This window comes from Staphylococcus pseudintermedius (genome assembly GCF_034042775.1).
Taxonomy (GTDB): Bacteria; Bacillota; Bacilli; order Staphylococcales; family Staphylococcaceae; genus Staphylococcus; species Staphylococcus pseudintermedius.
This window is the reverse complement of sequence record NZ_CP120150.1, coordinates 1,347,758-1,360,075: the sequence shown is the minus strand read 5'-3', so window position 1 is coordinate 1,360,075 and position 12,318 is coordinate 1,347,758. Positions and strand designations below refer to the sequence as shown.

Here is a 12,318-nt window from a genome sequence, read left to right as displayed (position 1 = left end):
CCCTCCTTTCTCTCTTTATAGATTAAAATTCAATATCTGCACTCATTAAACGGTGGAAATCACCATCTCGATCAACGACAAGTAAAAAGCCTTGGTCATCAATTTCCATTACGTTACCATAAAATTGTTGTTTGCCTTCTGTAAAACGTAATTGTTTATTCCAAATATTTGAGCGCTGAATATATTCATCTTTAATGGTTGTAAAAGGCTCAGTCAAAAATTGTTGATAACGTACTTCAATACGTTGCATCAATTGTTCTAAAAAGTCATAGCGGTTAATATTTTTTCCGTAATGCAATTTAACACTCGTTGCAGTTTGTTGTAATGCTTCGTCAAAATCTTCAACGTCGTGATTTAAATTAATGCCAATACCACAAATGACAGCCTCAATCCCATCTGCATTTGCTACCATTTCCGTCAGAAACCCGCATACTTTTTGACCTTCTATGTAAATGTCATTTGGCCATTTAATTTCAACTTTTGCTGGACTATATGACTGAATCGCTTCACTGATTGCTAATGACATAAATAAATTAAACGTCGTCAGCATTGAAAAAGGAATGTCTGGTCTTAAAACGAGTGACATCCATAAACCTTTGCCTTTTGATGATTGCCAAACACGTTTGAAACGCCCTTTTCCTGCTGTTTGTTCATCGCTTAAAATGAGCATAGTACGATCATCGTTTAAAATTGCCTTTTTAGCGACTTGTTGTGTAGAGTCTACAGATGGATATGTTTGAAATTGATTGATAAATGATTGATGTTTAAAAATTGAGGTCAATACCCCTTTATGCCATGCTTGCGGCAAAGCTTTTAGCTGATGCCCTTTATTGTGAATCGAATCAATTGAAAACCCCTCTGCTTTAAGTTGGTCCACTGTTTTTTTGACCGTCATCCGTGAAACATTGAGTTGTTCTGCAATCGTCTGCCCAGAAATATAGTCGGGTCTTGCATCTGTTAATAGTTCTAATATTTGATCAAGATATTTTGACATGTGTTCTCACCCATTCAATGATAGCTTCTGTTTGATTGTTGACTTGACGTTGAATCACAGCACATTCGACTTGTCGTAAAACGTCTTTGATCCACGGTCCACCTTTTAATTGGAACGCTTGCATTAACCATTTACCATCTATGGCTAAATCTTCTCGTGATTGAATTGGTAAATCTTCCCATACGGCTTGGAGACTTGCACTGCTAAAGATAATCGGTGATGGTAAATCAATTTGGTTATCTTCTAATATCGGTCGCAGTTCATTAATTTTTAGCGCAACCTCAAGACCAAAATCGTACGTAAATTGTTGGAGCTGGACTTTAGTATCTATTGTTTGTGCAACTTGAATGGCCGATATTAACGTTTGAATTGTGCGAACTTGTGCATTACTCAGTTTTAAAGACTTAAACGCTTGATAGTTTGTGCGATAGCTGAGAATGGCTAAAAATGCCTCCATATCAATCGGTGCATTTATTTTTATCGCTGCGACATCGACATCTTTGAAATACGGGATGTAACGCCACAATTGCAAAGCTTCAAGTATGGGGAAGGTTTTCGCAACAAAGGTCCCTTTAATTAATAATGTTAGTTCGTTCATAATGCGTTCAATGGATAAATATTCCAAATCCGACATTTGGTGTGCCATCGCTTCAAACGTTGCCTCTTCAATCGTAAATCCGAGCTGTGACTTAAAACGTAAACCGCGCAATATTCTTAATGCATCTTCGTCAAAGCGTGTTTTTGCATCACCTACCGTACGAATGATGCGCTGTTCAATATCACGTTCGCCTTCAAAATGGTCAATACGTTCATAGTTGATATTCATCGCTATGGCGTTCATCGTGAAATCTCGACGTTCCACATCTTGGTATAAATCCCTGACAAAATATACTTCTGTCGGGCGACGATGATCCACATATTCAGCTTCAGCACGGAAAGTCGTCACTTCATAATTTTCGTGTGACCATACGACATTGATGGTACCATGTTCTTTACCAATGGGAATTGTATGTTCAAAGAGTGACTCGATTTCATCAGGTGTCGCATTTGTCGTAATATCTACATCGTGGATAGGACGATTCATAATAAAATCTCGCACTGAGCCACCGACAAAATAAGCTTCATATCCATGTTGAATTAAACGTTCTAAAATAGGTTTGGCTAATTCAAATTGAGATTGATTCATGAATTACAATTCCCCTATCATTTTTTTATAATAATGTTCATACTGATCGGCGATAATTTGTGAATCGAACCGTTTTGCAATATCGTGTAACATATTTTCACGTAACGATTGGTATAATGCACTATCTGTCAGTAATTTTAGCGCGTAGTCAGCTGCAGTTTGACTGTCCCCGATATCCACTAAAAAGCCTGTTTCACGATGTTGAATGACTTCTTGAATGCCACCTGCACGTGTACCAATAGGAACGACGCCTGTTTTCATCGCTTCTAACAGGGTAAGGCCAAAGCTTTCCTTTTCGCTCATTAATAACACAATGTCTGACATTTGGTAAAAATTACTCATACAATCTTGTTTACCTAAAAAGAGTACATCATCAGAAAGACCCATTTCACGGACTTTTATTCGCATATCATGTAATTCAGGACCGTCGCCAATCAGCAACAATTTGGATTGAATGTGTTCGCGAATGAGAGCAAATGTATCAATAATCGTATCAATTCGTTTAACTTTACGGAAATTTGACACATGAATCAATACTTTTTCATCTTGAGTAATGCCATAACTCTCTTTTAAATCTGTATTGTAACCCGTCGGAAATTCGGATTCCCTTACGAAATTATAAATCGGTACAATCTCTTTTTGAGGTGCAATAATCTCATTCGTTTCGTCTTTTAATGATTCGCTCACACTCGTTACAATGTCACTTTGTTCGATGCCGAATTTAATTGCATTTCTTAACGAGTGATCATAGCCGAGAACTGTAATATCTGTGCCGTGCAAAGTCGTCATAATTTTAATATCTTTACCGGACATTTGTCTCGCTAAAATCCCACAAATCGCATGTGGAATTGCGTAATGCATATGAAGCACATCTAAGTCATACTCATTTATAACATTTGCGATTTTTGTACTTAACGAAATATCATAAGGTGGATATTGGAATACAGCATATTGATTTACGTCAACTTGATGGAAAGTAATGTTAGGTACCGGTTTATTTAAGCGAAATGGCATGTTTGAAGTAATAAAATGCACTTCATGCCCACGTTCGGCCATTAAAATACCGAGTTCTGTTGCAATGATCCCTGAACCACCTACTGAGGGATAACAAGTAATGCCAATCTTCATATAGCTCGTACTCCTTTATGTCTTTCTTTCAAAACGATTTTTATCGCGTTTGTTGAATTTTTTCATTGTTTGGTTAAAGCTTTTTGTCATATCGATATTAAGCGAGTTTGCGAGACAAAGGAGAACAAAAAGGTTGTCACCTAGTTCAGCTTCGATTGTATTTTCAGCCTCACTCGCTTTCTTCTTTTTCTCTCCATGATAGTGGTTGATTTCACGTGCCAATTCACCAACTTCTTCTGTTAAGCGGGCAAGATTTGCAAGCGGAGAAAAATAACCTGTTTTAAACTGTGAAATGTATGTATCGACTTCTTTTTGCATATCAGAGAGTGATCGATTCATGATATGACATCCTTTCTGTTTTCATTCTTCTTTATCTTACATGAAATGTGTGGCGTTGAGCAATCTATGCACCTTTTTGATAGATGAAACACTATTTTTTATAGTAGTACTTTATCAATATAATTCACCAAAACTAAAAAAAGAGCTGGGCGTCTGTCCCCCAACTCTTTTTTGCTTACTATTGATCTGCCGAACGTGCGATTAAAATTAAACGAACGAGTTCAGCAACTGCAACGGCTGTCGCTGCAACATAAGTCATCGCTGCTGCTCTTAATACGCGACCGGCATGTTTATATTCTTTTTCATTCACGATATGCATTTTTTGTATTTGATTCATTGCTCGTTTACTTGCGTCAAATTCGACTGGCAACGTCACAATGGAGAACAATACAGCAAATGCCATTAAGAAAATACCAATCCATAACGCTGTTGAACCAATCGCCATGTGTAATGATGTCATGATAATCCCAGCCATAATGAAAATATATGACATCGAACTACCGATGTTCGCTACAGGTACTAATGCACTACGGAAACGTAAAAAGAAATAACCTTCGTAGTGCTGAATTGCATGCCCTACTTCGTGAGCGGCAATTGCAGTTCCGGCAACACTTGGTTTGTTATAGTTTGAAGGTGACAATACGACGACTTTGTTTTTCGGATCGTAATGGTCTGTTAAAAATCCTTGACCTTCTTTGACTTCGACATCATAAATGCCATTTGCGTGTAAAATTTCTAATGCTACTTCTCGTCCCGTCTTGCCACTTGTTGATCTAACTTGAGCATATTTTTCATAGTTAGATTTAACTTGGTGTTGTGCATACATTGGGAGGATCATAAGTATAATAAAATAAATAATTAAAGACATGATAGACATTATGCTCACTCCTTTATAATATTATTGTACTGGCTTCATCAAACTTGGTCAATCTTTTTACCCCTGCTGAGTCGATAAATTACAAACAAAATTGGCACCACTGATAACCAAAATGCGAGGTAACCAATTTGTGCTTCATAATGTCCAAGTCCGCCGTATACTGGATATTGATGAAAAACGTAATCGATCACATCATTATGGAAAACCCAAAAGATCGTAATGGCTATACTCGTTAACGTAAATTTGAATTGTGGTAAAAATAATACAGCTTGAATCGCCATAATACCGTGAGAAATAATTAACAGGACACCCATCACATAAATAGTATCGTCCTCTATAAATAACAGAAAATTCATCATGACTGCCCAAACGCCATATTTCAATAATGTGACAAAAGCAAGCGTATCAATGATGGCACTTTGTTTTTTACATAATAGTAAGATTAAGCTGACGACTAAAAATAACGTCGCAGTGGGACTATCAGGAATAAATGGCCAAAAATACCACGCTGATCTATAAAGTTGTGGTGTATACCAAATATAACCATAAAGCGTCCCCAAAATATTACTCATGATAATCAATATGAGTATTGGACGTTGATAGAACAACATATTTTGTAGAGCTGTCCACATGATTGAGATCCCTTTCGTCAGTCATTGTTTAAGTTTTGTCAGTAATGTGCCTCAATTTAATGAGATTTAATATTTTTGTATAGTGCTTAAATAATTGAATATCTTTCAAATTTAAACTTAAGTCAATATGCGATTTTAATAAGTGAATGATTTGCTGCTCTGTACTATTAGAGAACTCGATATGATACATATCCATATGATAAGCATCTCCATTTTGCGTTGCGAGCAGTTGTTGCAATAATAAATGATCGAGACGTAAATCACGATCAGCTTCCTGGTTAAAATGAATTTTAACGTCCAGTTGCTGTGAATGATAAATCACTTGGTGAAATATTTCATCGGTGTTCATCAACAATGTCTCACCTTCATGATATTGAATCGCTATGACAGGCGCATCCGACACAGCCATTTCTAAAGTAGGATGATCTGCTACAATTTGGTCGACAAAATGAATTTTTTCAATCAGTGCATGGTTCGTTTTAATGAAATTCAGTAACCAAACACTGATACGAGATTTAAACTGATAGTGAAAGAGTAAATACTCGATAAAGTCACGTTTTTCAAAATTTAAACGCGTATCTAGCATAAATAATCACCCTAAAGTAATCGTCCTTGTTCTGCATCCCACTCAGGGTTACCACTATCTTTTTGCAACAGTAATTGAAGAATGGATTTAGCTGGTTCGATTTGACCGATTTCAATGAGATAATAGTAGTAATCTTTTAAGAAATCAATGTTGTCACGCATCGATGCAAACGCTAAACCGTAAAAATGTTGTGCTTCTTTATCACGTTCTTCTTGTCCTAATGCATATGCGAGTTGCCACATGAATTGAGGATCCATATCTTCTTCATCGACATACTGAACTAATTCAATTAATGCTTCATAATCCTCTTTGTTACGTAAAAAGTCAGCTAACATCAGTAAAGGTTCTTGATAGCCCGGATCCACTTCAAGTGCTTGTTTTAATAATGTCACACCTTCATTTTGATCGCCATGTTCAATTTGCAATGCACCCGTACTGTACATCAATTCTTTATAAAACTGGTTGAGACGTAAACCTTCTTGACCGATTTCAATCGCATCTCCAAAAGTTTTCTCGTTTTCATAAAGTTGTTGTAAATAGTAATAGCCTTGAATGAAGTCCGGATCTTTTTGAAGTAATGTTTTCACCAACTTAATCGCTTCATGCGTCATGTCATTCTTTTCATACGCAATCGCTTTTTTAAGATAATCATCTGATGTCAGTTCATTGTCATTAATTTCATCAAACCAACGTAGGGCATCGGTATAGTTTCCGCTTTGAAGACTGCTGTCTGCTATACGTGAGAATAAGTTGACGCCATTGATTTCATACTCTCCACTCTCTAGTACAGTGTCATACTCTCTTGATGCGCGCAAATATTGACCATCATAGTAAAGTAATTCTGCTAATGCAAAATGGACAATCGGATCAGCAGGTTGTAACTCGATTGCTTGTTCAATTTTTTCAATCGCAATATCTATCATATTAATTTGTTGATATAAATCAGCTTCTAACATTAAACGTTCAGGTGTCAGTGGTACTTCATTTAAGAACTCTAATGCTTCATCTGTTTGATTTTCTGAAATAAGCCCATCAATAAAATAGATTAAAATTTCATCTTCATCTGGATATTTCATGTAAAGCGTACGAAAAACTTCAAGGCCTTGTGGTGTCAGTCCGAATTGATATAATGTCTCACCCAGTACAAACAATGCATCATCATTATCTGATTGCAACGCTTCCTGAACGCGAGAATCAAGTTGATCTAATTTTTGTAAGTTGATATCGTCAATTAATTTGTAGATATCTTGCATACTATCCCTCATTTTCTAATTGTTTAAGTAGTGGCAAAAACCCTGGGAATGACACATTGACACTCTCGAATTGTGCAATCTCAATCGGTTCTGGTGTCATAAGTGAAGCAACTGCTAACATCATACCGATACGATGGTCGTTATGACTGTCAACAGGTTGAATTTGACTGATTGTTGACGGCTTAATGATGAGTCCGTCGTCAGTCGGTTCAAGTTTTAGACCTAGCTTACCGAGTTCGTTTGCTGTTGTATCAATACGGTTGGTTTCTTTCACTTTTAATTCTTCAGCATCTTTTATGATACTTGAACCATGCGCTTGTGTACAGAGTAACGCAATCGTCGGTAACTCATCAATGCATCTTGGAATGAGACTGCCACCAATTTCTATACCTTTTAAGTCATCCGTATATTGAACACGGATCGTCGCAGTTGGCTCTGGACCATTTGTTTGATTTGAAAGTGAAATTTTGCCGCCCATGCGCTCAACAATTTCGATAATTCCATCACGTGTTGGGTTTATTCCGACATTATGAAGCGTAATGTCGCTACCTGGTGTAATTAATGCCGCCACGATGAGAAAGACTGCCGATGAAATATCTCCAGGCACATCGAAATCACGCGGTTGAATATGATGAATCCCTTCCCCTGGTAGGGTCACTGTTAAATCTTGTGTTTGCACAGGGATACCATAATGGGCAAACATCGTCTCAGTATGGTTACGTGACAAATCTATTTCGCGAATAGTCGTAGTATTTTGAGCAAATAAGCTTGCAAACAAAATGGCACTTTTAACTTGTGCGCTTGCAACTGGCATTTCATAATGTATCCCTTTGACTTCACTTGAGCCAATGATTAGCGGCGTGTAGTTATCCTCTACACCTGAAATGTTGACATTCATTTGTCGAAGTGGTTGGAGCACGCGGTCCATAGGTCTTTTGCCGATAGACGCGTCTCCAGATAGCACACTTTGAATGCTTAATCCACCAAGTAATCCGGCCATCAATCGTGTTGTTGTTCCTGAATTACCTGTATATAACGTTTGGTGTGGCGTTTGAAAATGAGCGTAACCAGGAGAATCAATTGTAATGGCTTCATCTGTAATGTCCATTTTAACGCCTAACTTTTCAAATATTTTTGCTGTACGTAAACAATCTTCACCGAGTAAAGGTTGATGTATAACAGAGTGTCCTTGTGCTAAAGAAGCAAGCATAATCGCCCGGTGCGTCATAGATTTGTCCCCAGGTACTGATGCTTCACCTATCAGCGGCCCGTTAATCATAATTTTTTTCATCTATATCACCTCAAGATATTGTTGTTTGAATGTCTCAAGTGCTTTTTCTAATATAGGTATCTCAACATGTTTAACGATTGGGTCGCCAATTGCTTGTAACAGAACCATCCGCACACCCTTTGCGTCATTTTTCTTGTCATTGCGCATAAGTTTTAATAAGGGTTCGAATTCAAATTGGCGAATGATATCTAGCGGATAACCTAAATGATTTAAATATTTCAAGTAATGTGGAACATCAAAATGCGTGCCCAATAATAGATTTGAAACGATAAATTGATAGACAATCCCTATCATAACAGCGTGACCATGTGCAAGTTGATATTGATACTCGATCGCATGACCAAATGTATGACCTAAGTTTAAAAATTGACGTTGACCCCATTCTTTTTCATCATTCAAAACAATTTGCAGCTTCGTTTGAATCCCGTTAATTAAATACTGTTCAATCGCTTGTAGTGTTTTTAAATGCATGCTATCAGGATAAGCATTTTCAAGTATCTGTACTGATTGCGCATTATTCAACAATGCATGTTTATACACTTCACCATAGCCGCTTAAAATTTCCGAATAAGGTAATGAAGTGAGGAACTCTAAATCATAAATGACCGCTTTTGGACGATGAAAGGCACCGACAAGATTTTTACCATGTGTCGTATTGATACCCACTTTACCGCCAATACTCGAATCATGAGCAAGAATCGTTGTAGGTACTTGAATAAAATCAACGCCACGTAATAATGTTGCTGCTAAAAAGCCAACGAAATCACCAGTTGCACCGCCACCAATTGCGATTAAGCACGTATTACGTGTAGGTTGATGTGCAAGTAGCGCTTCAATATAACGTTCATACTGCGCCATATACTTCACTTGTTCTCCTGAAGGGATTTGAAACGTGGTATATGAATGATGGTGAACGAACCTAGAAATTTTTTGTTCCCAAGCTGTATAGACGTTTTGATCGACAAACACAAACACATGTTGGTAGTCAGAAACTAACGCATCTAATTGGTTGAATGCGGCATGTTCAATAATAATCGGATAATTGTGGTCCGGATATGTCGTTGTTAATTGCATGATTTATCACCTGTCATTAAAATGTTTGGTTCAGCGCGCGTCTTTCAGCGACTTGTTGTGCGAGACGTGAAAAGTCCTGGGAACCGAACTCCTCTAAAACACTTCTCGCAATTTCATATGAAACAGCATGTTCACAAACAATACTTGCAGCAGGTACCGCACAGCTGTCAGAACGTTCAATTGTTGCTTTAAATGGTTCTTTAGAGTCAATATCTACTGAAGCAAGTGGTTTATACAACGTTGGAATAGGCTTCATCACACCATTCACGATAATTGGCATACCGTTTGACATACCACCTTCTAAACCGCCGAGATGATTAGATGCGCGGTAATAGCCTTGTTCCTCTGAATATAAAATCGGATCTTGAATTTCACTGCCTAATTTTTCTGCCGCTTTAAAACCTTCACCGAAACTTACACCTTTAAATGCGTTAATGCCAACAACACTTTGTGCAATTCTGCCATCTAGCTTTCTATCATAGTGGACATAACTACCGATTCCGACTGGCATATGGTTAACAATGACTTGGACGACACCGCCGATAGAATCTCCCTCTTTTTTGGCACTATCAATTTTATCGCGAATCGCTTGTGCAATACTGTCGTCAATGACACGGACATCATTTTTATCAATATTTTCAATAATGGTATCAATGTTATAAATGCCCTCGTCTTTTATGCCGCCGATTTCAATGACACGGCTATAAACGTCGATGCCTAACTGTTTCAACAATTGCTTACAAAGCGCACCAACAGCAACACGTGCGGCTGTCTCACGTGCAGAAGAGCGTTCAAGTACATTACGCAAATCACGGTGGTTATATTTCATGCCACCAACCAAATCTGCATGACCCGGTCTTGGTTTCGTAATGACGCGTTTCATATTTTCTTTCTCTTCTTCTGAAATAGGTGCCGCGCCCATAATATTACGCCAATGTGTGAAATCATCATTCTTAATGACGATCGTGACAGGGCTGCCTAATGTATAACCATGGCGCACACCTGAAACGATTTCTACCGTATCCTTTTCAATTTGCATACGACGGCCTCTTCCATAACCACCTTGACGCTTAAACATTTCTTCGTTAATTTGATCAATATCAATAGTCATATTTGCTGGTAGCCCTTCAATAATGACAGTTAATTGTGGACCGTGTGATTCTCCAGACGTTAAAAATCTCAACATGATGAGCACTCCCCCTACCGTTTAGTTCATATGTTTCATATCATAGCACAAAATAGAAAATAAATTAATAGAAAACACTTTTTCTATTCACCGCTTTTAATTGTTAAAGTAAGTTCGATAATTTCTATTTATAAACTTGGTGTTGTCGACCATTGTTTGAATCAATGTAAGTATACAATCCAGACTTACAAAATGATGATGACGAAATGATGTGTAGAAACAAATTGAGGGCCCAGACAACTAAATGTCCAGGCCCCATTAAATAAGTTTAAATATTACGCTTCATATAACCATGTTTCATCTGGTGTATGGTAAGAACTGATTTCTTCGTCTTTAAACCAAAGTCCAATTTCACGTTCAGCAGATTCCACTGAGTCTGAACCGTGAATGACATTACGCCCAACTGTTAAACCTAAATCGCCACGAATGGAACCAGGTGTCGCTTCAGAAGGATTCGTACTGCCGATAATATGACGTGCAACGGCCACAGCGTTTTCACCTTCAACAACCATCGCAAAAACGGGTGCTGATGTAATAAAAGAAATAAGTGAATCGTAAAATGGTTTTCCTTTATGTTCACCGTAATGTGTCTCAGCTAAAGATTGCGGAACTGTCATTAATTTAGCTCCTACAAGTTTTAATCCCTTTTGTTCGATGCGTTGAACAATTTCACCAATTAATTTACGTTGTACCGCGTCCGGTTTAATCATTACAAAACTTTTTTCCATGATGCGTAATGCCCCCTGTGTTTTTATGTATTACAAGATTATCCTATCATTTGTATGAAGCGCTTTCAACAGGAAAGATGTTTAATTCATTCTGCTTTGCAATCTTTTTATTAATTTTCTGAAATGTGGTTTAATTTCATTTTTAGGCAATGTTTCCAATAACGTCGAAGCTTTGTCGAGATATTTTTGGCTTACATTTAAAGATTGAGAAATCGCTTCTGATTGGCGTATTTGTTCAATGCACCAGTCAAAGTCTTCAGTTGGTGAACCTGGCGTTAATGTTGCGACTTTTTCTTTTAATTGTGGGTTCTGCTTCATCGCTAATAATACAGGAAGTGTCATGTGACCATTACGCAAGTCACTTCCGACAGGTTTACCGAGTTTCTTTTCAGTACTCGTAAAATCTAAAACATCATCAACAATTTGGAAACTCATGCCGATATGATGACCAATATCACGCATTTTTCGAATCGTTGGATCGTCTGTGTGTGAACTCATCGCACCCACTTCAGTAGCGAGCTGCATTAATAGCGCCGTTTTACGATTGATACGACGCAAATAGTTCGTAATCGATTGTTCTGCTCTAAATTGGTCTTGAAATTGGAAAAGTTCTCCGCGACACACTTCTATAATCGCATGTGACAGTGTTTGATGAATACGACTGTCCTGAATATAAGATAAATGTTCTAACGCACGAGCAAGTAAAAAATTACCGGTTAAAATCGCAGTCGGTTGATCCCACTTCTTCTCGATTGTTAACTTACCACGTCTTTTATCACTGAAATCAATCACATCATCATGGACAAGCGTTGCCATATGAATCAGCTCTAACGCTGTAGCAACACGATATGCCGCATCATTAGCAGGATTTTCACCGACGTAACTGCTCAATATCACGAATAACGGACGAACGCGCTTACCTCCTGATGATAAAAGGTGATCTGCAGCACTTTGGAGTGTTGAATCCTCAGATTGAATCAACTGTTTCAAAGTATTTTCAATTTTTTTAATTTCCTGATTCAAGTTTAATTTCGACATGCATAA

The 12,318-nt window shown here is 37.7% G+C and carries 13 protein-coding genes; all 13 read right to left on the bottom strand.

The window, feature by feature from the left end; translation table 11 throughout:
• Positions 1-22: 22 nt before the first annotated feature.
• The 13 genes from P3U61_RS06505 to P3U61_RS06445 all read right to left on the bottom strand — a co-directional run bounded on the left by P3U61_RS06505 (position 23) and on the right by P3U61_RS06445 (position 12,312).
• Entirely contained in the window at positions 23-994 is a 972-nt protein-coding gene (locus P3U61_RS06505; protein WP_015729133.1) for a biotin--[acetyl-CoA-carboxylase] ligase, read from the bottom strand.
• Positions 978-2,180 carry a CCA tRNA nucleotidyltransferase gene (locus P3U61_RS06500; protein WP_014613899.1) on the bottom strand — a complete coding sequence of 401 codons (1,203 nt, stop codon included), beginning with the start codon at positions 2,178-2,180 and terminating at the stop codon, positions 978-980. The genes P3U61_RS06505 and P3U61_RS06500 overlap by 17 nt, the downstream gene beginning before the upstream one ends.
• Positions 2,181-2,183: 3 nt before the next feature.
• Positions 2,184-3,308: an N-acetyl-alpha-D-glucosaminyl L-malate synthase BshA gene (gene bshA, locus P3U61_RS06495; protein ID WP_014613898.1), complete on the bottom strand. Its 1,125-nt coding sequence runs from the start codon at positions 3,306-3,308 to the stop codon at positions 2,184-2,186.
• 15 nt (positions 3,309-3,323) lie between these two features.
• Complete coding sequence (locus P3U61_RS06490) at positions 3,324-3,647, bottom strand: nucleotide pyrophosphohydrolase (protein WP_014613897.1); 324 nt, start codon at positions 3,645-3,647, stop codon at positions 3,324-3,326.
• A 178-nt stretch (positions 3,648-3,825) separates the two neighbouring features.
• Positions 3,826-4,524 (bottom strand): zinc metallopeptidase, encoded by a 699-nt coding sequence (locus P3U61_RS06485; RefSeq protein ID WP_014613896.1) that lies wholly within the window; start codon positions 4,522-4,524, stop codon positions 3,826-3,828.
• Positions 4,525-4,562: 38 nt separating this feature from the next.
• The gene (locus P3U61_RS06480; RefSeq protein ID WP_037543015.1) at positions 4,563-5,156 is read right to left on the bottom strand and encodes a DUF1405 domain-containing protein; all 594 of its coding nucleotides are present in this window, start codon (positions 5,154-5,156) and stop codon (positions 4,563-4,565) included.
• Between the two features lie 28 nt (positions 5,157-5,184).
• Positions 5,185-5,742 (bottom strand): YpiB family protein, encoded by a 558-nt coding sequence (locus P3U61_RS06475; protein ID WP_063278746.1) that lies wholly within the window; start codon positions 5,740-5,742, stop codon positions 5,185-5,187.
• 11 nt (positions 5,743-5,753) lie between these two features.
• Positions 5,754-6,995 carry a tetratricopeptide repeat protein gene (locus P3U61_RS06470; protein WP_014613893.1) on the bottom strand — a complete coding sequence of 414 codons (1,242 nt, stop codon included), beginning with the start codon at positions 6,993-6,995 and terminating at the stop codon, positions 5,754-5,756.
• 1 nt (position 6,996) lies between these two features.
• Complete coding sequence (gene aroA / locus P3U61_RS06465; RefSeq protein WP_096533255.1) at positions 6,997-8,286, bottom strand: 3-phosphoshikimate 1-carboxyvinyltransferase; 1,290 nt, start codon at positions 8,284-8,286, stop codon at positions 6,997-6,999.
• Positions 8,287-9,360: a 3-dehydroquinate synthase gene (gene aroB, locus P3U61_RS06460; RefSeq protein WP_096533256.1), complete on the bottom strand. Its 1,074-nt coding sequence runs from the start codon at positions 9,358-9,360 to the stop codon at positions 8,287-8,289. It abuts the gene before it with no gap.
• A gap of 16 nt (positions 9,361-9,376) precedes the next feature.
• Positions 9,377-10,543, bottom strand: coding sequence for a chorismate synthase (aroC, locus tag P3U61_RS06455; protein WP_037544222.1), 1,167 nt, complete (start codon positions 10,541-10,543; stop codon positions 9,377-9,379).
• 278 nt (positions 10,544-10,821) lie between these two features.
• Positions 10,822-11,274 (bottom strand): nucleoside-diphosphate kinase, encoded by a 453-nt coding sequence (ndk, locus tag P3U61_RS06450; RefSeq protein WP_014613889.1) that lies wholly within the window; start codon positions 11,272-11,274, stop codon positions 10,822-10,824.
• Between the two features lie 81 nt (positions 11,275-11,355).
• Positions 11,356-12,312, bottom strand: coding sequence for a polyprenyl synthetase family protein (locus P3U61_RS06445; protein ID WP_014613888.1), 957 nt, complete (start codon positions 12,310-12,312; stop codon positions 11,356-11,358).
• Positions 12,313-12,318 lie beyond the last annotated feature (6 nt).